Raw genomic sequence first — 21,292 nt, 5'->3', positions numbered from 1 at the left:
TATCCTTGAAATAGGTGTTGCAGCAAAGAATCATACCGCACGACCGGACTTTTTGCTGATCAAGTAGCTTAAGTTGCGCTGAGGCGATTAACGGCGTTCCGACGTATTCCCGGGTTTGTTGTCGGTCTTGCTATCCGTCTTGCTATCGGGCTTGTTTTGCTGGCGGCTGCCGCTGTCCGGCTTGTTGCCGCCGGTGCTGCCACTGGCGCGGCTGCTGGCCTCGTCGGTCGCCGTGCTGCCACTGCTGCCCTGCGTGCCGCTGCTGCCTGCCGTGGTGCCGCCCTGCATGGCCGCCTGCAATTGCTGGGCATTGTTCAGGTGCTGGTGGATGGTCGGCTGCAGGCGGCTGGCCAGGGCCTTCACTTCACTGTCCTGGGCCGACGCGGCAGCCTTGGACACCAGCTGGTGCGCCTCCTTGTGCGCGGCCACGCCGGCATGCTCCATATAGGCACGGTCAAAGCGCTCGCCCGACAGCTTGTCGAGGCGGCTGGCCATGGCTTTGTGCTTGGCGTCCAGTTCGGTCGGCAGCGTGACGTTGCGCGCGGCCGCGACTTTGCGCACCTCTTCCAGGCCCTTGGTATGGTCATCGACCATCTGCTGGGCGAAGGACTTGACGCGCTCGCTCTGCGACTTCTGCAGCGCCGCCCGGGCGTGCTCGACTTCGGCCATATTGGCGATCGCCAGGTCGGACAGCAGTTTCTGGTCGGCCTTGCCCAGGTCCTGCGCCCAGGCGCTGCCCGCGCCAAGCGCGGCGGACAGCAGGGTTACCCGCATGAATTTGTTCATCGCATCCTCCTTGTCAGAAAAAACATTCTAGGCAGGGATGGACGGCAACGGTCACACGCTTCGTTTACGCAACAACGGCAGCGCCAGCGCGGGGCTGGAAGCTGCCGTTGGATGGTGGCGCCGGGTTCGGCTTAGTTCGGCATGCGGCGGCTGGCCTCGTTGATGCGGTTGCGCATTACTTCCGGCGCAGCCGGGCCGGGCGCGAACATATAGTCCTCGTCATTGATGGCCAGGCCGCTGTTGGCGTCGACCAGCACCTGGTCGGCCGGCTTGCCCGTTTCGCGGCTCACCACCAGCAGGCTGGCGCCTTCCGGCGACAGGTGTTCATTGCCCCAGGCGATGAAGGCCAGCAGCACTGGCTTGAAGTCGCGCCCGGCCTTGGTCAGGATGTACTCGTAGCGCGGCGGACGGGTGCTGTACTGGCGACGCTCCATCAGGCCACCCTCGACCAGGCCTGCCAGGCGGCGGGTCAGCATGTTCGGCGCAATCTTCAGGCTCTTCTCAAATTCATCGAAGCGGGTCAGGCCATAGAATGCATCGCGCAGGATCAGGATGCTCCACCACTCGCCTACCTTGCCGAGGCTGCGTGCGATCGGGCAGGGCATTTGGCCAAAGTCGGTATGTTTCATGTTGCCTCCTAGACAGTCGGTTTTTAATTTAACCAGTTGAATGCTTCAGGACTCAATTGAACCCCGAAAACACCCCGAAAAGACTCTCCAAAAATCACTCTTGCAAGCTACTTCGCTATCTTCTTTGCATCCGGCGTGGGAATGTCACACTGGACTTTTGCCGCAGGCGACAGCGCCTTTGCCAGATGTGAAATCCGCAACTTTTTCCGCAAACGTGGGCATAATATGCAACACAGCTTCACCACAAAACGACCCATGTACCTGACCAGCGACGCTCAAGTGCGCAATATCCTCATCGTGGACGATTCCGCGTTTGAGCAGCGTATGCTTGTGGATTTGTTGAGCGAGATGCCGTACCGCGTGTCGGTGGCATTCAATGGCGAGCAGGGCTACCAGTTGGCCCTGTCGGGCCAGCCGGACCTGATCCTGCTGGACGTGCGCATGCCGAATATGGACGGCTACACCTGCTGCCGTTTGCTGAAGGCCAATCCCGCCACGCGCGATATCCCGATCATTTTCCTGAGCGGGACGGAGGCGGTGGAGGACCGCATCATGGGTTTGCAGATCGGCGGCGTGGACTTTGTCACCAAGCCTTTCATGCCTGGCGAACTGGCGGCGCGCATCCACGTGCACCTGAATCTGATGCGCCGCCCGCCGCAGGAAGCGCCGCCGGCGGACGCGGAAGATACCGAATCGGTCATCGTGAATGCGGCCAAGCGCCTGATCTACGACAACCTGGCCGCCCTGCCCGGCCTGGCGGAAATCGCCGCCAGCGTGGGCACCTACCGCGAAAAGCTCAACCAGCTGTTCCGCACCCACACCGGCATGACGGTGTTTGCCTATATCCGCGAAGCGCGCATCCAGCGCGGCATGCAGCTGCTGCGCGAAACGGATATGGAGGTGCAGGACATCGCGCTGCTGCTGGGCTTTGCCAATGCCGGCAATTTCGCCACCGCCTTCCGCGAGCGGATGGGGCTCACGCCCAGCAGCTACCGCGCCTCAATCGTTAAAACTTGTGATTGAGCTTGACTGACGCGAAGCGGCCGCGCGGGTCGGCTTGCGTGTAGTCGAAGAAGGCGAACGAGCTGTCCCACGACGGTTTGCGGTCGAACAGGTTGGTCACGATCAGGTTGACGCTGGTGGCGGCGCTGATCTTGTAGCCGACGTTCAGGTCCACCGTGGCCACCGGTTTCACGCGCTCGCCCGGACGGGTGGTCTGCTCGTAGCCGTCGACGAAATTCCATGCAGCGTTGGTGCTCCACTGGCCCAGCTCCCAGGTGGCGCTGGTGGTGCCGCGCCATTTCGGGATCGAGCCGAAGTAGTTGGTGCCGGCGCCGTTGGTCAGCGCGGCGCCGTTCGACAGCGGCTGCTCGAACTTGAACACGCGGCTGATCTGCGCATTCAGGATGAAGTTGCCGTAGGCGGTCTTCGGCAGCTTGTGGCGCAGGTCGATATCGATGCCGCTGGCCACGCGCTCGCCCTGGTTGGCGTACTGGCGGTACAGGGTCAGGATGCGGCCCTGCGCGTCGCGCACCACTTTCTCCGGGCTGGTCTTCTCGTTGGCCAGGATGGTGTCGGCGCTCTCGGTGCCGATCACGCCCTTGGTGCGGATGCGGTACAGGTCCACACCCACGCTGCTGTTGGACGATGGCGCCACCACGAAACCGAAGTTGAAGTTGTTGGAACGCTCAGGCGACAGCTCGGTGTTGGCGATGGTGATGTTGGTGATGCCGCGCGGCTGGGTCGGGGTGACCGGGTCCAGCTTGTCGATCACGGAGCCGTAGCTGACCGAAGTCGAGTTGGTGATCTCCGGCAGCGACGGCGCGCGGAAGCCGCGCGACACGGTGCTGCGCAGCAGCAGCCATGGGGCAGCCTGGTAACGCACGCTGGCTTTCGGCGAGAAGGCGGATCCGAAGTCGCTGTAGCGGTCGGCGCGCCCGGCCAGGTTGACGGTCAGGTCTTTCACGACCGGCACGTTGAACTCGGCGAAGGCCGCCGTGACTTCGCGCTTGCCTTTGATGATGTTGATGGCCGGACGCAGCTCGGTGCCGGACAGCACGGCGCTCGAGGTGTTCGAATCCATCTCTTCCTGGCGCCACTGGCCGCCGAAAGCGAAGCCCAGCGCGCCGGCCGGCAGCTGCGCCAGTTCGGTCGAGGCGTTGAAGTCGGCCACGGTCAGGGTCGATTCGGCCGGACGCAGGGTGGACAGGCGCAGGCGGTTGCGTACCGCTTCGCTGTTCTTGGACTGGTCGGCGAAGTTGTAGCTGCCTTCGGCCAGCACTTTCTCGAACTCGTAGCGGTTGACGAAGTTCTGCACGGTTTCCTTCATCTTGCTGCCGGAGCGGGCGATGGACGCGTCGTAGTCCCAGCCGTTCCAGCTGCCTTTGACGCCGGTCAGGGCGCGGTAGAAGTCCACCTTGTCCTGCTTCTGGCGCGCCCCCAGGTCGAACAGGGTGGCGGTGAAAGGCTGCGGCGCATTGGTGCTGTTGTTCGGGTGGCCCACCGGCAGCACCACGTTGATGTTGTCCAGCGCCTGCTTGGCATTGTTCCAGGCGCGCAGGCCGCTGCCCACGGTCAGCGGCGCGCCGAAGGTTTGCCCGGCCCAGGAATAGCCGTACAGCGCTTCCGCATAGGCTTCGGTGTTGTCGTTGATTTTCAGGTTGCCGCGCACGGAGGTGTGCAAGCGCTCCACGCCCGGGATCAGGGTGCGGTAGTCGGCCGCGTTGTAGGCCAGCACGCTGCCGCTCTTGCCCGGGGTGATGTCGCCGTAGTTCTTGACCTGCAGCGGGCCTTGCACGCCGCCCAGCAGCTTGGTCGGGTCGGAGGTGCCGTAGTAATTGGTCGGCACCCAGCCCAGCGTGCCGTTGGCGTTGCCGCGGAAGTCGCTGTCGCGCAGCCAGGGCACATCGCTCTGCTGCAGCTTGTCGCGCTTCTGGCCGTCGATCGAGAACACCACGTTCCAGCCTTTTTCATCCAGGCTGCCAAAGCCGGTCTGCAGCGCAAAGCTGCGCTCAACCTGGCCGGTGCCTTCGGTCGAGGAGCCCACTTGCGCGCTCACTTCGGTGCCGGTGAATTCCTTGTACAGGATGATGTTGACCACGCCGGCCACCGCATCCGAACCGTAGACGGACGAGGCGCCATCCTTCAGCACTTCAATGCGCTGCACCGCAGCCATCGGCAGCGAGTTCAGGTCGACGAACACTTCCTGCAGGTTCTGCGCCGTGGCGTAAGGCGAGACGCGCTTGCCGTTCACCAGGATCAGGGTGTTCTTCTGGCCCAGGCCGCGCAGCGACAGGCCCGAGGTGCCGGCCGAGAAGGAGCCGGTGTACTGCTCGTTGTAGCTGTTGCCGCTGTTGGCGGAAATGGTGCGCAAGATATCGGACACGGTCACCTTGCCGGTCGCCGCCAGTTCTTTGGCAGTCAGTACCTGCACGGCGCTGGCGCCTTCCTTCTGGCTGGTGCGGATGTTGGAACCGGTAACGACTACACGGGTCAGTTCTTCCTGGGCGACGGCGACTGGCGGGAATGCGGCGGCGATGGCCAGGGTAATGCTCAACGGCTTGATCATGGTCTTCCTTCTTCGGGTGTACGACGCCCTGGCTGCACGTGGCGGCCGAGGCTTGCGGTATTGCGGAATTGCGGGGAGGGTTGCTTAACAGCGGCACATGTTCTGCGCCATGCAGAGCATGTAGATGGTGTGGCGGCGGTGGACAACTGGCGTTTTCATGAGGCAACTATAACGCCAGCCTTTCATTTCTGAAACTAATTAAAACTCAGACCTATATGCATTTTGAATATATAGACAGGTCTGTCTATATTTCGCCACAGGGAAGCCAGCAAAGTATACAACTCTGTCTAGACAGGCTATTCTACTCAAAACGTTATAAGGAAATAAACATGGCTAGCATTCCGAAACCCACTCCAGCCGAGCTGGAACTGCTGCAAGCGATCTGGCCGCTCGGCAGCGCCACCGCCAAACAGGTGCACGAGGCCATGCTGGCCGGGAAGCCGGACCTGGCGTACGGCGCCGTGCTGCGCCTGATGCAGATCATGCACGGCAAGGGCCTGCTGATCCGCGACGAGAGCCAGCGCTCGCACATCTACGCCCCCGCCGTGGCGCGCGAGGCCATGCAGGGCAATATGCTGCAGGACCTGCTGCAGCGCGCCTTCGCCGGCTCCGCCAAGGCGCTGGTGCTGGCGGCACTGAAAAGCGGCATCTCGAAGAAAGAGCGCGCGGAAATCGAAGAACTGCTGAAACAGGAGGACAAGCCGCATGAATGACATCATCCACGCCGCCGGCTGGGCCCTGATTCACTTCCTGTGGCAAGGCGCCCTGCTCGGCATCGTCGCCGCCGCCGTGTTGCGCCTGATGCGCGGATCGCGCCCCGGCGCGCGCTATGCCGTGGCGTGCGCCGCGCTGCTGGCCTGCCTGCTGTGGCCCGCCTATGAATTCGCAGCCGCCTTGCAGCCCGGCCCAAGCAGGCTGCAAATCCTCACGCTGGCCGAAGCCGGCGGCATTTACCCGCACAGCGACCTGCTGGCCGGCATCGACAGCCGCCTGCCCCTGCTGGTCGCCGCCTGGCTGGCCTGCGTCGGCGCCCTCGCGCTGCGCAGCGCCTGCGGCCTGGCCTGGATCGCGCGCCAGCGTCGCAACGGCGGCCGCAACGCGCATTGGCAGCAGCGCCTGTCGCAGATGGCCGCGTGCCTCGGCATCCGGCGCGAGGTCACCCTGCGCATGGTGGAAACCCTGGCCAGCCCGATCACCGCCGGCTGGTGGCGCCCCGTGGTGCTGATGCCGGCCGCCCTGGTGGCGCGCATGCCGCCGGAACTGCTGGAAGCGCTGCTGGCGCACGAGCTGGCCCATGTGCGGCGCCACGACTTCCTGGTCAACCTGCTGCAGAACGTGGCCGAGAACCTGCTGTTCTACCACCCTGCCGTCTGGTGGCTGTCGCGCCGTATCCGCCACGAACGCGAGCTGGTGGCCGACAGCATCGCCGCCGACCTGACCGGCGCACCGCGCCGCCTGGCCCTGGCCCTGTCTGAACTGGAGAAGATGCAGTTCGCCAGCCAGCGCCTGGCCCTGGCCGCGGACGGCGGCGACCTGGCGCAGCGCATCCGCCGGCTGGTCGCACCGCAGCAGCCGCACGGCAACTGGAAGGCCGTCATCGCCACCTTCAGCCTGGCCGCCGCCTGCCTGTCCGGCTATGCCAACGCCCAGCAGGAAAGCAGCCTGCCCGCCCCGCGCACGCCGGCCGTCGTCGACTTCCGCACCTGCAGCAAACCGCTGTGGCCGAAGCGCGACCTGAAGGCGGGACACACCGGCACCGTCACGCTCAGCTACCACATCGCCGAAAGCGGCAAGGTGATCGGCTCCAAAGTCGTCAAGTCCAGCGGCCACCGCGGGCTCGACCAGGCCGCCCGTACCGGCATCGAAAAATGCAACTTCATGCCGGCCAAACTGCGCGGCAAACCCATCGCCACCTGGCAGCAGATGCAATACGTCTGGACCCTTGAATAAACAGGAGATCACACATGAAACGATTGGCCCCTCACTCGCCGGCAACGCTGGCCTGCACCATGCTGCTGGCCCTGGCCAGCCAAACCACGCCAGCCGCGGCGCGCGACGCCGATAAGCCGCGCCCCGTCGTCGACTTCACATCGTGCGCCAAGCCAGCCTGGCCGAAAGCCGACCTGGCAGCGCGCCATTCCGGTACGGTCACCCTCAGCTTCAACATCGACAGCCAAGGTAAGGCGGACGCAGGGACCGTCGTCAAATCCTCCGGCCACGCCGGCCTGGACGAAGCGGCGCGCAGCGGCATCGCCAAATGCCGCTTCAAGAATGGCCCCGGCGCCGTGCAAATGCAGTACGTCTGGGTCACGGAGTGAGCGCATGAAATTGAACCGCATCATCCCCGCGCTAGCACTGTGCGCCGCCAGCGCCACCTGCAGCGCGCAGGCCGCAGCACCCGGCCTGCCGTCGCACCCATTCGTCAGCACCAGCGGCAAGGCGCAGCTGTGGATGCGACCCGATATCGGCGAACTGAAATTCGAAGCCGGCACCCAGCATGCCAGCGCCGAAACCGCCGCCGCCCAGCTGATGGAGCTGAGCACCAGCATCACCCAGCTGCTGGCCGAGCATGGCGTGCAGCCGCAAGATATCGAGGCGCACGAGCTGGACAAGAAATCCGTTTCCGTCAGCGGCCGCGAGCAGCCCGACTATTCGATCGGCCGCATCTTCAACGTGCGCGTACGCGACCTGGCGCAGTGGCCGGCGCTCATGGCCAAACTGGTCGAGATGGACCACATCACCAACATCAACTCCACCTTCGACCGCACCGACGGCGACGAGCTGAATACCCAGCTGATGTCGGCCGCCGCCGACGACGCGCGCGGAAAAGCCACCTCCCTGGCCAAGGCCTTCGGCCGCAAGCTCGGCCCGGTGGTCGCCATCGCCCGCGGCCCGCTGGACAAAGTCGGCGCGCCCTTCATCGCGCAGCAGCCCGGCAAGGAGTCGCGCGGCGTGCCGGGCCCGAACGCCGGCAGCGGCAAATACGCCATCCCCGACTCCATCCCCTATTCACAGACCGTGAACGCCATCTTCGTCCTGAAGTAAAGCCAGCGCCGACACCCTGCGCCGCGAGCGCCAGTTCTAAGCCCCTGCCGCGCGCTGGCGCCGCCAATGGCGCCACGCCACCAGGGCGTTGATCCAGTACGCCACGTACAGCGCGGCCGTCAGGTACAGGCCGCGGCTGGCGTACAGCGGCACCGAGATGGTGTTCACCAGCAGCCATACCGGCCAGTTCTCGATGCGGCGCGCCATCAGCAGCACCTGCGCGATCACGGAAAACATCAGCACCGCCGAATCGACGAAGGGCGCATAGGCGTTGGTGAAATGGTGCAGCATCAGCCCATACGCCGCCGACGCCGCAATGCCGACCAGCACCATCCACGCCAGTGTGCCCAGGCGCGTGGTGCGGATGTGCAGCGCATGGCCATGGTCGCCGCGCAGCCACTGGCGCCAGCCGATGATGCAGGTGACGATGAAGAACAGCTGCAGCGCCACGTCGGCGTGCAGCTGCGTGCTGTAGAACAGCAGCGCCATCAGCGCGCAGCCGACAATGCCCAGCCACCAGGAATGGATGTTGTTGCGGCCGGCGAGGAAGATGGAAGCCGCCATCACCGCATTGCCGCCGATTTCAAGTGCGCTACTCTGCATGGGTGCCCAATACCACCAGCAGCCCACGCATGTCCGCGCCGCTTTCCTGGCGCAAGGTGCTGGGCGTGATGTCAAGGAGAGTGAAGCCATGGCTGCGCGCCAGGGCCTCGATGCCGGTGCGCGAATGCGCGTAGCGGCCCGATGGCCGCAGCGTGAACGCATCCGCGCCGTCATGCTCCTCCACCGAAAACGCAAAGCGGCCGCCGCCGCGCAGCGCCAGGCGCGCCACGGAAAACACGGGCTTCAGGTCGCCCACGTAGACAAAGACATCCGCCGCCACGATCAGGTCGGCGCTGGATGGGCGCGCCCGCAGGTAGCCCACCATGTCGCCGCAATACAGCCCGTCGTACAAGCCGGTGTCGCGCGCGCGCTCCAGCATGTGGGGCGACAGGTCGACGCCCTCCAGCAGGCAGGCCAGGGGACGCAGCAGCGGGCCGCACAAGCCGGTGCCGCAGCCGATATCCAGCACATCCAGCTCGCCCGGCGGCAAATGGCGGCGCAGCGCCTCCACCAGCAGGGTCGGCGTGCGGTAGCGCAGCACGTCCACCAGGTGGTGGTCGAAGTTGCCGGCGTACTGGTCGAACAGGGCCTTCACATACGCGGCTGGCGACGCCCCCGGCGCCTGCTCGGCGCCCATGATGGCCAGCATATAGCCGACCGTGTCGGCATCGGCGCCGCATGCCAGCGCGGCCTGGTAGGCTTCAACCGCCTCTTCGCACCGGCCCATGGCGCGCAGTGTGTTGGCCAGCCCCAGTTGCGCGCGCGCATAGCGCGGCCGCAGCGCCAGCGCATCGCGGAAGCTGGACAGTGCCTCCTCATGCTCCTGCGCGCGCAACAGCAAGGCGCCGCGCGCGCACCAGGCCTCGGCATACTCGGGCTGCAGCTGCAAGGCGCGCTCGAAGCCTTCCAGCGCATCGGCCGGTTTGCCCAGCGCCAGCAGCGACACGGCGGCGCCGTGCAGGGCCTCGGGATAGGCGGGCCGCGCCGCCAGGGCCGCGCCAAAGCTGTCCAGCGCGGCCGCGTGGCGCGCGATCGACTGCAAGGCCAGCGCGCGGTTGCACAGCGCCTCGGCGTAACCGGGCGCCAGGCGCAGCGCCGCATCGTAGCTGTCCAGCGCGCGCTCGATGTGGCCCAGGTGGCGCAAGGCATTGCCCCGGTTGCTCAGGGCAACCGCATAGTCGGGCTGCAGGGCCAGCGCACGCTCGAAGCTGGCCAGCGCCTCATCGTAGCGCGCCATATCCTGCAGCACCACGCCGCGGTTGCAGTGCGCGATGGCGCGGCCAGCGTCCAGCGCCAGCGCGCCGTCGATCATGGCCAGCGCGCGTCCAGGCTCGCCCTGCTGGCGCGCCAGTACGCCGCTCAGGTGCAGCGCGTCGAAATTCAGCGGCTCGGCACGCAGCACGCGGTCGTACAGTTCCTGCGCGCGGCCAAGGTCGCCCTGCTGGTGCAGGCTGACCGCTTGTTGCAATAGGGCATGAATATCATCCATGGCCGGTATTACACCAAGCCGTCACAGAACCGTCAAACGGCGGTCACATTCGGCGCCCAGAATGCGTGCATCTGACGCTTCGAGGCGTCACTACCGGGGCCGGCGGTCGGGAAATATACCGGCACCACACATAGTTGCTTTACACTGGACGGGTAGAGACTTTTCGGTTGCACCCGTCATGAGGCTGCTGCTTGCTACCCTGCTGTTCCAGTCCGCCTGCCTTGCCGGCGCATGCCAGTTGCGCATTGCGCCGGAAGAATGGCCGCCTTACTTCTATAACAATAAATCCGGCGTCGGCGGTGTCGATTATGAATTGTTGCGCGCCATCGTCGAGCAGGCTGGCTGCACCCTGCAGGTGGAAAAGGAATTGCCGCCCGCGCGCCGCAATGCATTGTTCCTCCAAGGCAAGCTTGACGTCCAGACCGCTGCCTCGCCCACCGACGAACGGCGCGGTTTCGCGCGTTTCAGCCTGCCTTACCGGCAGGAGACGGTGGGCCTGTTCACCGTGCCGGAAAAACTCGACAAGCTGCGCACGGTCGGCAGCTTCCAGGATATCGCGGCACGCAACGCCAGCCTGCTGGCGCCGCGCCTGGGCTTTTACGGCGAAGACTACGAGCGCGCCCTGCCACAGCTGAATGCCGAAGGCCGGCGCAGCACGTTCGGCACCTTTGATCAGGGCGTGAAGATGCTGGAAGCCGGGCGCGGCGACATCATCATGGGCGACGCCCTGGCCCTGCGCCATTCGGCGCGCCTGCACAATGTGAAAATCGTGGCGCTGGCCTATGTGCCCTACCGCGCCCCGGTGCACCTGATGCTGAACGCCGCCAGCACCACGCAGGCGCAGCTGGCGCGCATCAACCACGCCATCACCCAGCTGGAGCAGAACGGCGCCCTGCCTGCCATCCGCGCCCGCCACGGCATCAACTAATCGAAGAAAGCGCGCACCGCCGCGTACAGCGCGCCGCGCGCGGCCTCCAGGTGCATGACGTGGGTGCCGCGCGGGATCTCCAGGTACTGCGCATTGGGCAGCTGGCCCAGCATGCGGCGGAAGTCGCTGTCGCTCGGCCAGGCATCCCATTCGCCGCGCACCAGCAGCACCGGCATCGCAAGGCGCGCCGGGTCGTAGTACGAACCGCCCCGCTGCAGCTCGGCCACATCCGCGCCGGGACCGGCCGGGAAGCGCACCTTGCCTTCGCCGCGCCCATCCGACGCCAGCCACTGCGCGCCCCAATCCCTGAACACGTCCGCATGCAGCTGCGGCGGTTCATGCGCCGGCCGCAAGCCATCCATCGCGGCGATACGCTGGCCCGGCGTCATCGCCTCGTATGCCGGGCCGGCAGCGGCGCCGCCCGCCGGCGCCAAGGGCGCCGCAGCGCGCGGTGTGACCGCCGCAAACAACACTAGTTTCGCCACCTTGCCGCCGCTGTCCTGCGCATAGCGCGCCGCCACGCTGCCGCCCCAGGAATGCCCGACCAGCAGCACCTGCCGCTGTCCGGTCCTGCGCAGGATCGCATCGACCGCGCTGCCCACGTCGCGCGCCACCGCGCGCGCCCGGCCCGGCGGGCCGCCTGGCGCCGGCGCGTCCGGGTAGCGGTCGGACAGGCCATAGCCCAGGAAGTCGAGCGCATACACGTCGTAGCCGCGCGCCGCCAGCCAATCCATCCAGGACTGGCCGTCCATGCAGAAATCAAAGGAAAGCCCGGAAGGAAAGGAGGAGCCATGCACGAACAGCACAGGCAAGGCGCCGTTGGCGCGTCCAGGCGCGGTATGGCGCACACGCGCCACCAGCGCCGGCTGGTGGCTGGGGATATCAAACACTTCAAAGGCTGGCATTGGCGGCTCCCATCAAAGCCACCATGCTAGCCGCGCCGCGCCCGCAACAATTCGCCGCCGGACGAAGCGTGCCTGCGCCCTACTTCAGCACATAGCTCGCCAGCACCGCCTGCACCTCATAGATGCTCAGGCGCTTGTTGAACTTCTGCGTGAACGGCTCCGCCGTGCTGGAAATCCAGATCTTCAAATCCGCATCCAGGTCCAGCGTGCCGCCGGTCTCGATGCTGAAGTGCGTCACGCTCTTGTACGGGATCGAATGGAATTCCATCTTGCTGCCGGTGATGCCCTGCTTGTTCACCACCACCAGTCGCTTGTCGGTGAACACGAAGTAATCGCGGATCAGCTGGTAGGCGTGCTCGATGCGCTCATTAGGCGCCAGCACCTTGCCGAATTCCTCGCTGATGTCACCGATATCGATTTTGGACGCATTGCCCAGGATGCCGCTGAAAAGTCCCACCTTGCACACTCCATGAAGAACACGGCAGCCAATCTACCACACTGGCGTCAGCCCGCCTCCAGCGAGGCCGTGCCCGCCGCCTGGCTGCGTTCGTCCAGCAGCAGCGCCGTGGCCGCGTGGGCCGGCAGCGGCCGCGCGAAGTAGTAGCCCTGCAGCAGGTGGCATCCCAGCTGGCGCAGCTGCGCGGCCTGCACCGCATCCTCCACGCCTTCGGCCACGATCTCCAGCCCCAGGTTGCGCGCCAGGCCCACTGCGGTGGCGCAGATCTCCAGGTCCTTGTCGCTCTTGCCGATATCGCGCACAAAGCTGCGGTCAAGCTTGAACGCGTGCACCGGCAGCAGCTTCAGGTAGCCGAGCGAAGAGTAGCCGGTGCCGAAATCGTCGATCGACAGGCGCACGCCCAGGCCGCGCAAGGCCACCAGCCGTTCGATGGAGCGCTGCGGGTCCTGCATCAGCACCGACTCGGTAATCTCCAGCTCCAGGTCCTCCCCGCGCAGGCCGGAGCGCTGCAACGCCAGCTGCACCGTGTCGCCCAGGTCCGACATGAGCAGCTGCTGCGCCGACAGGTTGACCGCCACGCGCACCTCGGCAAACCCCATGGCGCGCCACTCCGCCAGCTGGCGGCAGGCGGCGTCGATCACCCATGAGCCGATGGCGGCAATCGCGCCGGTCGCTTCGGCCAGCGGGATAAAGCGGTCCGGCATCACCAGCCCCAGGCCCGGGTGCTGCCAGCGGATCAGCGCTTCCATGCACACCACGCGCTCATCGTGCGCATTCACCTGCGGCTGGAAATGCAGGAAGAACTGCTCCTTCTCGAGCGCCTCCTTCAACGCGTTCTCCAGGCCGATGCGCTCGCTCAGCGACTGCTGCAAGGAAGGATGGAACACGCGCAGGTGCCCCGGCCCGGCATCGCGCGCCTGGTGCAACGCCAGGCCCGCCGATGCCAGCAGGTCCTCCGCCGACGAGGCGTGGTCGGGATAGATCGCCACGCCCGCGCTGAAGCTCATATTCAGCACCGCCCCGGAAATCGTGAACGGCGGCTTGACGGCAGCCAGCACCGCGTCCACCTCGCGCTCCAGCGCCGCCCAGGTTTTGTGGCCCGCAATGCCGACCACAAAACGCGCGCTGCCCAGGCGCGCCACCAGGCCGTTCCCACCTTTGATGCCGCGCAAGCGGTGCGCCACTTCCACCAGCACCTGGTTGCCCACCTCGTAGCCGCGCGTGCCGTTGATGATGGCCAGGCGGTCCAGGTCCAGCAGCAGCACCGCCATCCGCGTCAGCGTCGACTCGCTGGAAAGGAACATGGCGCGCAGCCGGTCCAGCGCACCGGCGCGGTTCGGCAGTCCGGTCAAGGCGTCGTTTGAAAGCGCGTATTCGAAACGCTGGCTGGCCAGCTTGTGGCTTTCCATCTCGCGCTCCAGCGCGGCGCTGATGCTGATCTTCTCGGTCAGGCGCTGGGTCGCCTCGCGCCGCACCAGCAACAGGTAGGAGGCGGCCAGGAACAGGAATCCGAAACCGCTCATGTAAGGCAGCTTCAGCGCGCCCCGGTCGCTGTAGGACGCAAGGAAGGTGGTGATCACGATCAGCACCACCGACAGCCAAACCAGACGATTGGAGAAGCGCGCCCGCTGGCGCCGCGCCCGCACGCAGAACACGGCGGCATACACCACCACGCCCAGCGTCAGCAGGCGGTTGATCGTATACGCGCGGGTCGTCTCCCCCGCCAGCAGGAAAGCGCGCTCGCCCCACGGCAGTACGGACGGCGCATCAAGCGTCAGCTGGGTGAAACGATAGCCGTAAGGAGCAACCAGGTTTTCGGCCGCCAGCAAGGCCGCCGCCAGCGCGACGCCATAGCCGATGCGGTAGGCGACCTTGCGTTGATCGAGTGAGGCGATCAGGTACCAGATCTGCGGCACCAGCATCAGCGAAAAGAAGTTGACCCACTTGTGGGCCGGGATTGCCGCCGCCAGGTCCGGCGCCAGCTGCTGGCGCACGTTCGCCAGCTGGAACAGGGCAAAGGTCAGGCAGATCAGGGCAAACGTCCAGCACGCGCGCACATAGGAACTGCTGCGGGCCAGCAGCGCCGCCTGGAAAGCACACATCGCCAGCGCTCCGACGGAGATCAGGTAGAGCGCCGCGATGGGTCCATCCATAAAGTCCTCAGCCCTTACTTTTTTGCAATAGACCTTATTCTAGACGAAAGTCATCATACAAGATAACTTCCGTTTTGATAGTTTCTTCTTGGACAAACCACTCCTTGCGCAGCCCGTCCGCCGCCATGCGGGCAGTATCGAGGAGCGGTGCAAAGCGCTGGAGCTGCGCCTGCGCTTCCGCCGCGAATAGCTGTCGTCACCGCGCTGCTTGTAGTCCGCGTGGCGCCCCAATTCATGCAGGAGAGTCCGGAACAGCACGGTATTGCGCAGGCTCTGCGCCATCGGATGGAAGCTCAATCCTGCGGGCATTGCGCCAGCACCGCCGCGATATCATCGACAGAACATGGATAAACACATCCATGGCGCGCCGGTTCAACGACAAAGGCCAGCTCGCGTCCACCGACCTGGCGCCGTACCACAATTCCGAAATCATTTTCGCGCCCGCGGCCATTGGCTTTGGTGCCGGCATGGCGATTGCGCCGCGTTGAATTCCAGCCCGGACGCACTCGCTCAGCCCTCAGTCGAAAGCGATGACATCGTCGCCTGCCTGCGCCTCGCAGCCCGCCCCCATCGGCTGCCAGCCGCGCCGGATCACGATATGGCTGCTGTTGTAGCACAGCTCCAGGCGCTGCGCCTGCGGCGCCTCGCGCCGCAGGAACTGCTCGATGGAGCTGGGCATGGAGACGCGCATGGTGTGCGCGCGCAGGTCCTCATCGGGATGGTCCGCCACATGCACCAGCGGCACGAAGTGCGCCGCAATCACCAGCGCGCGGCCGACGTTGACCGGCTCCGCTTCATAACCGCGCTCGCGCAGCCACGCCTGCGCCGCGTCGCGCTGCGCCGCGCCACCCCAGGCGCTCGCCAGCAGCTCCACCAGCCACTGATTGCAGTTCTGGTAGCGCGTGCTGTAGGCATAGGCGTTGGCGCTGTACTCGCCGGCCAGCAGTGCCAGCGGCGTGCGCTCATCCAGCGCGGAACTGGCCAGCGCGGCATCCTGCGCCTGCGGCAGCAGGACCACGGACAGGTGGCCCTGCGCTGCCTCCTCCGCGCCCAGCACGAAGCCGGCCATGCCCTGGTCGAAAATGCGCGGGCGCTGGTCGTCGCAAGCGTAGTACAGCTGACGCACCGACCACGGGCTGTTGGGATTGGATTTGAGGGCGATGCCGGCATGCGAATAACGCAGGCCGAAGCGCGCCAGGTTCAATCCCGCGCGCGCCACCACGGCGGCGCTGGCGCCCGAGCGTTCCAGCTCGTCCTTCACCACCGCCGAAAAGCGCAAGGCGCGGTCCTGCTCCGTCGCCGTGACCTTGGCGGGACGGTCGCAGAACATCATGCCGCCCGCCTGCGCGCTGGCGCTCGCGGCGAGCGCCAGGCCAGTTACGCTCAGATAGCGTGCGAGCGCAGTTCGCGTTGCCATGCGTCGTGCAGGGCCAGGAAGAAGGCCTGGCGGGTATCGGCGTGGGCAAACTCATAGCCGTAAGGACGCTCGCTCACCTGCACCAGCGCGCCGGTTGGCAGCGCGCGCTCGGCCAGGGCGGCCTGCGGCAGGTCCAGCAGGAACTGGTTGCCCTGCTCGCCGCGCAGCGTGAGGCGCGTTGCACCCGGCTTGCCCGGCGCTTGCGCCACGTCGATCACACGGTACTGGCCGGCCGCGACTTTCTTGTCGTCGCCGCTGGAGCTCTTGCTGGAGCCGCTGATCGAGTCCGACACGCTGCCCGACGATGCCGAACCGGCGCTCGATGCGGACGAGGTGAAGCTGTCGGCATAGGCAGGCATGGCTGCCACGGCGGCCAGGATGGAGAAGCCAGCAATCTGGCGCAGGAGGGGTTTGAACATGGGCGATCCCGGAATGCGGTTGAACATGTGGCGATTTTAACGGATGACGTAGCGGCCGGCGCCACCAGCTACACATTCTCACAATCTTTGCGTGCGGCAGGCGATGGCGCCGGCTGGCATAATGCCCATCTTGCTTTTTTCGCAATCAGTGCATCATGAAGAATCCGGTCTCCCCCATTGCCGTCGAGTTGCTTACCAAGGAACTCGCCCACGAGGTCAAGGAGCAGCGCGAGCTGCTGGTCCTGCGCCTGCACACGGCGTTCCTGCAGCTGGGTGCATCGTTGCAGCTGTTCCGCGAACTGTGGCAGGAGGATGGCGCCATCGCCTACCAGGTCGCGGCGGAACAGGGCTGGAATCCACCGCCCACCAAATGGCTGCGTTTCCGGCGCAGCGTGTTCGATGGCGATTTCTGGTCGGGCGTGGCGGACACGCTGCGCCAGCGCGGCGCAGCCCCGCAAGCGCTGCAGTCGGCGCAGCCGGACGAGTGGTGCTGGTGGAAGGAGCCGCTGGGCGGCATGCCCGCCGTGACCGGCTTCAAACTGCTGCCCGGCGGGCGGCGCGACGCGGCGCCGCACAGCTTTACCCACGGCGCCTTCGGTGAAGGCGGAGCCTATGCCGCCACCCTGCACGCGCAGCGTGCCGCGATCCTTGCCCTGCCCGCCCTGCTGGCCAGCGGCGACCGCGCCGGTATCGCCGATTTCATGGCGCGCGTGCTGCCGGCCGTCTGGCCCGACCTTGCGCCCGCCATAAGCGCCGCGCAGGCGCCGCACGTGATCGAAGAACTGCTGGACGAACAGGACAGCATGCTGACCTGGCTGGCCTATATGGAGCTGGCATTCGACGCCATGCCGCCTTCGCTCTACGCGTACATCGCCGGCGTCGGCGGCGCCACACTGATGCTGGAGCTGCGCCTGCTGCTGCCACTGCTGCTGCTCGACACCGGGTCGGCCGTGGCGGACGCCGTCAGCGACCTGCTGGAACGCCTGGAATGCTGCCTGGATGAGGATACGGAACTGCTGCAGCCCGACCAGGCCGTCGCCGATCTCGCAGAGCTGCTGCTGCAGCTGCGGCGTGCCGCCAGCGAGGTGCATGAGATCGGCCTCCTGCTGGCTGACGGCCGCGCCGATGAACTGGCCTTGCCGCCGCCACTGCGCAGCAACCTGGCGCAGCGCATGGCAGCGATCCGCGAGGACAAATCCTGCCGCCGCTGCGGCAGCAAGGACCACAGCACGCCGCTGCAGTCGGTCGGCAGTGTGAGCTACGAGTAAGGGAACCTTCCATGAACAGCATCGACCGCGAGTACTACATCCTCGAGCACGCGCGCAGCGCTGCGCCGGTGCGGCCGCACGCCTTCCACGAGACGCGCGAGCGCGACTACCGCAACTTGCCCTGTGCGCCGGACAGCCCGCCGCTGGCCTTTTTCAACGGCAGCCGCAAAAGCAACCGCCAGCAAGGCATACCCGCTTTGCCCGAGCCGCCGCGCGTCATGCTCGACGGCGTGAACCTGCTGGTACGCAAGCCTGTGCACGACGCCCTGGCCGCGCGCGGCATCACCGGGCTGCGTGCGCAGCCTGCCTGGTACGTGCACGACGACAAATCGCTGCACGACGACTACTGCTACCTCAGCTTCGAGGGGACGTTTGATTGCTGGGACAGGGAACTGTCGGACTACGACAGGGACGATGACGCGGGCAGCCTGGGCGCCAGCGTGTACACCTTCAGCCTGGATGCGCAGCTGCTGGCGCGCACGCCATTGCCACAGCGCCTGCTGTTCGTGATGGGCGGCTGCTTCGCGCCGCCGCTGGTGTGCCACGAGAGCCTGCTGCCGCTGTTCCAGGACGACGGAAACAGCGGCGTATCGGCAGTCGCGCTGCCGGAGGCCTAACGCTTAGTTGAACTTGCTGAAGTCCGGCTTGCGCTTCTCGAAGAAGGCGGTGAAGGCTTCTTTCGCCTCCGGGCCGGTCAGCATGGCGCCGAACTGCGCGCTTTCCACATCGATGTGGGCTTTCAGCGCTTCGCGGCCGGCCTTCATCAGGCGCTTGGTCTGGCGGATCGACTCGGCCGGCAGGGCCACCAGCTTGGCCGCTTGCGCCTGCGCGTAAGGCAGTACCTCTTCCGCCGGCAGCAGCTTGGAGATCAGGCCCATGTCGTAGGCTTCCTGCGCGCTGAATGCTTCGCCCAGCATCAGCTTTTCCGCGGCACGGGCATGGCCGCCGTTGGCTGGCAGCAGCATGCTGGAGCCGAATTCCGGGCACAGGCCCAGCGCGGCGAACGGCACCGAGAACTTGGCGTTATCGGCTGCGTACACCAGGTCGCAGTGCATCAGCATGGTGGTGCCGATGCCGATGGCGGCGCCGTTCACGGCCGCGACCACCGGTTTGGTGCTGTTGAACAGGGCTTTCATGAACTGGATGACGGGACGATCGGAGAATGCCACGCCGTCGTTGGCGGTGGTGGTCATCGCGAAGTCGACCAGGTCGTTACCGGCGGTGAAAATCTCCGGCTTGCCGGTGATCAGGATGGCGCGTACTTCGTTGTCGGTTTCGGCGGCGTTGATGGTGTCGGCCATGGTCTGGTACATGGCGGAGGTGATTGCGTTCTTGCGGTCCAGGCGATCGAATTCGATGGTCAGGATGCCGGCGGTTTTGCTGGTGAGGATTGCCATTTCTTCTTCGTCTCCACTGAAAGCTTGGATTATACGCGTGGGGCCTGCTCCTGAAAAAGAAAAGGCGGGGAAGCCCGCCTTGTGCTGTGTGGCCGCAACCACTGGCCCGGCTGCTTAGCCGCACGCCTCCATGCAGGCGGTGCACTCCATGTAGCAGTCCTTCTGTGCCGCAGGATCGGAGCCGGCCTCGATCAGGCAATTTTTGCGGTCAATGCTGCAAGCGAAATGGCAGGTCGATGCCGGGGCGGTAATCGAAGCGCCTACACCGGCGGCAAACAAGAACGTCATGAACAGCTTTTTCATTCGTTATCTCCGTTGATGGTTTTATGGGTCGGACAAACTTGAACAGCAGCGAAAGCTTAGGAGCGCAAGCGCCCGAGGGTCAACGGTTTCACGCAGCGGTTTGTAATAATCTGACAATTCATTTTTGCAAGCAAGCCAATGAAAAAAGGGCGCCCGGCTTGCCCGGGCGCCCTTGATCAGGCGATTGATGCGCTAGTGCTTACACGCGCTCGATGATACCTGCCGCGCCCATGCCGGCGCCTACGCACATGGTGACCATGCCGTATTTCAGGCTGTTGCGGCGCAGTGCGTGCACCACGGTCGCAGCGCGGATCGCGCCGGTTGCGCCCAGCGGGTGGCCCAGGGCGATTGCGCCGCCCATCGGGTTCACTTTGCTGGTGTCCAGGTTCAGGTCGCGGATCACGGCCAGGGCCTGTGCTGCGAACGCTTCGTTCAGTTCGATCCAGTCCAGCTGGTCCTGGGTGATGCCGGCTGCGGCCAGGGCGGCAGGGATGGCGACTTTAGGACCAATGCCCATGATCTCTGGCGGCACACCGCGTACGGCGAACGAGGAGAACTTGGCCAGCGGGGTCAGGTTGTGTTCCTTCAGAATCTTCTCCGACACCACGATCAGCGCGCCGGCGCCGTCGGACATCTGCGAAGAGGTCGCGGCGGTCACGGTGCCCTTGGCGGCGAACACTGGCTTCAGCTTGGCCATGCCTTCCAGGGAGGCGTCGGCACGCGCGCCTTCGTCCAGGTCCACGGTGCGCTTGCCAACCTTGATCTCGCCGGTGCGCAGGTCAGGGGTGCGGGTGATGATTTCGACCGGGGTGATTTCGTCCTTGAAGTAGCCGGCCTGCTGGGCGGCGATCGCCTTGCGGTGCGATTCCAGGCCGAAGGCGTCCTGGTCTTCACGCGAGATCTTCCACTGGGTCGCCACTTTCTCGGCGGTCAGGCCCATGCCGTAGGCCAGGCCCACGTTCTCGTCCTTGAAGGTGTCCATGTTGATCGATGGGTGGTGGCCCATCATCGGCACCATCGACATCGATTCCACGCCGCCGGCGATCATCACGTCGGCTTCGCCCACGCGGATGCGGTCCGCCGCCATGGCCAGGGCGGTGATGCCCGAAGCGCAGTAGCGGTTGACGGTCACGCCGCCCACGGTGTTCGGCAGGCCTGCCAGCACCACGGAGTTACGGGCGATGTTGAAGCCCTGCTCTGCTTCCGGGAAGGAGCAGCCGACGATGGCGTCGACGATCAGGGCCGGGTCCAGGTTAGGCACGGCGGCCATGGCGCCCTTGATGGCGGCGACCAGCAGGTCGTCCGGGCGAGTCTTGCTGAACATGCCGCGCGGCGCCTTGCCGATCGGGGTGCGGGTGGCGGCGACGATGTATGCGTCTTGGAGTTGTTTGCTCATTTTAAGCTTTCCAGTATCTGTGTTCGTTAGCGTTTGGCGGAGAGGTACCAGTCCACCTGTACTTGTGCTGCCAGCGTGCCGTGTTCGTCGTAAATGTCGACGTTGACCGGGAACGCGATTTTTCCTTCATCCTTCAGCTGCGCTTTCAGCGCGGCCAGGTCGCCCGGCACCTTGCCGGAGGCGCGCGTCGCGCCCTTGGCAACTTTCTGGTACTGGATGCGCGACTCCTTGGCGACCGGGCGCATGTCCATGATCAGGTCGGCGAAGCCGCCTGCCATGGCTGCGCCGGACGCCGTTTCGGCCAGCGTGAAGATCGCACCTGCATGCGGCGTGCCGAGGTGGTTGTGCAGCTTGCCGTCGTCCGGCATCGACACTTCGGCCGTTCCCGGGCCGATGCTGTCGATGCGGATGCCGAGCAGGCGCACGAACGGCAGGGACTCCGTCATGTGCTTCTTGATTTGCTCATAGACCATGCTTGGTTTCACTCGCAACAGGATTTTGAAGGCCAGCGACAGGATGGACATGTGCT

The 21,292-nt window shown here is 65.5% G+C and carries 23 protein-coding genes; 9 read left to right on the top strand and 14 right to left on the bottom strand.

Translation table 11 applies throughout. From position 1 onward, the window contains the following. Window positions 1-87: 87 nt before the first annotated feature. Both ACE3TQ_RS02960 and ACE3TQ_RS02955 read right to left on the bottom strand, forming a co-directional pair. Window positions 88-786 (bottom strand): DUF4142 domain-containing protein, encoded by a 699-nt coding sequence (locus tag ACE3TQ_RS02960; protein WP_374580438.1) that lies wholly within the window; start codon window positions 784-786, stop codon window positions 88-90. Between the two features lie 131 nt (window positions 787-917). Continuing rightward, entirely contained in the window at window positions 918-1,415 is a 498-nt protein-coding gene (locus ACE3TQ_RS02955; RefSeq protein WP_161025719.1) for a helix-turn-helix domain-containing protein, read from the bottom strand. Between the two features lie 255 nt (window positions 1,416-1,670). Between ACE3TQ_RS02955 and ACE3TQ_RS02950 the strand changes: the two genes are divergently transcribed. Beyond that, on the top strand, window positions 1,671-2,438 hold the full coding sequence (locus ACE3TQ_RS02950) for a response regulator (RefSeq protein WP_374580437.1): 768 nt from the start codon (window positions 1,671-1,673) through the stop codon (window positions 2,436-2,438). On the opposite strand, the gene ACE3TQ_RS02945 is transcribed toward ACE3TQ_RS02950, so the two are convergent. After that, window positions 2,422-4,983, bottom strand: a complete 2,562-nt coding sequence (locus ACE3TQ_RS02945; RefSeq protein ID WP_374580436.1) for a TonB-dependent receptor plug domain-containing protein — start codon at window positions 4,981-4,983, stop codon at window positions 2,422-2,424. The two genes, ACE3TQ_RS02950 and ACE3TQ_RS02945, sit on opposite strands and share 17 nt — an antisense overlap. Window positions 4,984-5,312: 329 nt before the next feature. On the opposite strand from ACE3TQ_RS02945, the gene ACE3TQ_RS02940 reads away from it, so the two are divergent. The 4 genes from ACE3TQ_RS02940 to ACE3TQ_RS02925 are packed head-to-tail and all read left to right on the top strand — an operon-like array spanning window position 5,313 to window position 8,028. Further along, on the top strand, window positions 5,313-5,696 hold the full coding sequence (locus ACE3TQ_RS02940) for a BlaI/MecI/CopY family transcriptional regulator (RefSeq protein WP_374580435.1): 384 nt from the start codon (window positions 5,313-5,315) through the stop codon (window positions 5,694-5,696). Beyond that, the gene (locus ACE3TQ_RS02935) at window positions 5,689-6,933 is read left to right on the top strand and encodes a TonB family protein (RefSeq protein ID WP_374580434.1); all 1,245 of its coding nucleotides are present in this window, start codon (window positions 5,689-5,691) and stop codon (window positions 6,931-6,933) included. Before ACE3TQ_RS02940 ends, ACE3TQ_RS02935 begins: the two co-directional genes overlap by 8 nt. Before the next feature lie 14 nt (window positions 6,934-6,947). Further along, window positions 6,948-7,301, top strand: coding sequence for an energy transducer TonB (locus ACE3TQ_RS02930; RefSeq protein WP_374580433.1), 354 nt, complete (start codon window positions 6,948-6,950; stop codon window positions 7,299-7,301). 4 nt (window positions 7,302-7,305) lie between these two features. Next, window positions 7,306-8,028, top strand: coding sequence for an SIMPL domain-containing protein (locus ACE3TQ_RS02925; RefSeq protein ID WP_374580432.1), 723 nt, complete (start codon window positions 7,306-7,308; stop codon window positions 8,026-8,028). A gap of 36 nt (window positions 8,029-8,064) precedes the next feature. Here ACE3TQ_RS02925 and pnuC read toward each other — a convergent pair whose 3' ends face one another. Beyond that, complete coding sequence (gene pnuC / locus ACE3TQ_RS02920; protein ID WP_374580431.1) at window positions 8,065-8,631, bottom strand: nicotinamide riboside transporter PnuC; 567 nt, start codon at window positions 8,629-8,631, stop codon at window positions 8,065-8,067. Continuing rightward, window positions 8,621-10,120 carry a tetratricopeptide repeat protein gene (locus tag ACE3TQ_RS02915; protein WP_374580430.1) on the bottom strand — a complete coding sequence of 500 codons (1,500 nt, stop codon included), beginning with the start codon at window positions 10,118-10,120 and terminating at the stop codon, window positions 8,621-8,623. The genes pnuC and ACE3TQ_RS02915 overlap by 11 nt, the downstream gene beginning before the upstream one ends. A gap of 178 nt (window positions 10,121-10,298) precedes the next feature. Between ACE3TQ_RS02915 and ACE3TQ_RS02910 the strand changes: the two genes are divergently transcribed. Beyond that, window positions 10,299-11,048: a substrate-binding periplasmic protein gene (locus ACE3TQ_RS02910; protein WP_374580429.1), complete on the top strand. Its 750-nt coding sequence runs from the start codon at window positions 10,299-10,301 to the stop codon at window positions 11,046-11,048. Here ACE3TQ_RS02910 and ACE3TQ_RS02905 read toward each other — a convergent pair. The 3 genes from ACE3TQ_RS02905 to ACE3TQ_RS02895 all read right to left on the bottom strand — a co-directional run bounded on the left by ACE3TQ_RS02905 (window position 11,045) and on the right by ACE3TQ_RS02895 (window position 14,563). Next, window positions 11,045-11,953, bottom strand: a complete 909-nt coding sequence (locus ACE3TQ_RS02905) for an alpha/beta fold hydrolase (RefSeq protein WP_374580428.1) — start codon at window positions 11,951-11,953, stop codon at window positions 11,045-11,047. The genes ACE3TQ_RS02910 and ACE3TQ_RS02905 overlap by 4 nt on opposite strands. Before the next feature lie 79 nt (window positions 11,954-12,032). Then, on the bottom strand, window positions 12,033-12,410 hold the full coding sequence (locus ACE3TQ_RS02900; RefSeq protein ID WP_374580427.1) for a PH domain-containing protein: 378 nt from the start codon (window positions 12,408-12,410) through the stop codon (window positions 12,033-12,035). A gap of 47 nt (window positions 12,411-12,457) precedes the next feature. Beyond that, window positions 12,458-14,563: a putative bifunctional diguanylate cyclase/phosphodiesterase gene (locus ACE3TQ_RS02895; RefSeq protein WP_374580426.1), complete on the bottom strand. Its 2,106-nt coding sequence runs from the start codon at window positions 14,561-14,563 to the stop codon at window positions 12,458-12,460. A 359-nt stretch (window positions 14,564-14,922) separates the two neighbouring features. On the opposite strand from ACE3TQ_RS02895, the gene ACE3TQ_RS02890 reads away from it, so the two are divergent. After that, on the top strand, window positions 14,923-15,051 hold the full coding sequence (locus tag ACE3TQ_RS02890; protein WP_374580425.1) for a hypothetical protein: 129 nt from the start codon (window positions 14,923-14,925) through the stop codon (window positions 15,049-15,051). A 29-nt stretch (window positions 15,052-15,080) separates the two neighbouring features. Here the strand turns inward: ACE3TQ_RS02890 and ACE3TQ_RS02885 are convergent, their stop codons facing one another. Both ACE3TQ_RS02885 and ACE3TQ_RS02880 read right to left on the bottom strand, forming a co-directional pair. Then, the gene (locus ACE3TQ_RS02885; protein ID WP_374580424.1) at window positions 15,081-15,980 is read right to left on the bottom strand and encodes a DUF2145 domain-containing protein; all 900 of its coding nucleotides are present in this window, start codon (window positions 15,978-15,980) and stop codon (window positions 15,081-15,083) included. After that, window positions 15,947-16,399: a hypothetical protein gene (locus ACE3TQ_RS02880; protein WP_374580423.1), complete on the bottom strand. Its 453-nt coding sequence runs from the start codon at window positions 16,397-16,399 to the stop codon at window positions 15,947-15,949. Before ACE3TQ_RS02880 ends, ACE3TQ_RS02885 begins: the two co-directional genes overlap by 34 nt. Before the next feature lie 155 nt (window positions 16,400-16,554). On the opposite strand from ACE3TQ_RS02880, the gene ACE3TQ_RS02875 reads away from it, so the two are divergent. Then, window positions 16,555-17,667, top strand: coding sequence for a hypothetical protein (locus tag ACE3TQ_RS02875; protein WP_374580422.1), 1,113 nt, complete (start codon window positions 16,555-16,557; stop codon window positions 17,665-17,667). Between the two features lie 11 nt (window positions 17,668-17,678). Continuing rightward, window positions 17,679-18,284, top strand: coding sequence for a hypothetical protein (locus ACE3TQ_RS02870; protein ID WP_374580421.1), 606 nt, complete (start codon window positions 17,679-17,681; stop codon window positions 18,282-18,284). Between the two features lie 3 nt (window positions 18,285-18,287). On the opposite strand, the gene ACE3TQ_RS02865 is transcribed toward ACE3TQ_RS02870, so the two are convergent. From ACE3TQ_RS02865 to ACE3TQ_RS02850, 4 genes are all read right to left on the bottom strand, one after another. Then, window positions 18,288-19,064 (bottom strand): enoyl-CoA hydratase, encoded by a 777-nt coding sequence (locus ACE3TQ_RS02865; RefSeq protein ID WP_374580419.1) that lies wholly within the window; start codon window positions 19,062-19,064, stop codon window positions 18,288-18,290. Between the two features lie 114 nt (window positions 19,065-19,178). After that, the gene (locus ACE3TQ_RS02860) at window positions 19,179-19,367 is read right to left on the bottom strand and encodes a hypothetical protein (protein WP_374580418.1); all 189 of its coding nucleotides are present in this window, start codon (window positions 19,365-19,367) and stop codon (window positions 19,179-19,181) included. 199 nt (window positions 19,368-19,566) lie between these two features. Next, window positions 19,567-20,763, bottom strand: a complete 1,197-nt coding sequence (locus tag ACE3TQ_RS02855; RefSeq protein ID WP_374580417.1) for an acetyl-CoA C-acyltransferase — start codon at window positions 20,761-20,763, stop codon at window positions 19,567-19,569. A 26-nt stretch (window positions 20,764-20,789) separates the two neighbouring features. Further along, window positions 20,790-21,287 carry a YiiD C-terminal domain-containing protein gene (locus tag ACE3TQ_RS02850; protein WP_374580415.1) on the bottom strand — a complete coding sequence of 166 codons (498 nt, stop codon included), beginning with the start codon at window positions 21,285-21,287 and terminating at the stop codon, window positions 20,790-20,792. Between the last annotated feature and the right edge of the window lie 5 nt (window positions 21,288-21,292).

The organism is Pseudoduganella sp., from assembly GCF_041914865.1.
Lineage (GTDB): Bacteria > Pseudomonadota > Gammaproteobacteria > Burkholderiales > Burkholderiaceae_D > Rugamonas.
This window is presented reverse-complemented; position numbering and strand designations above follow the sequence as displayed.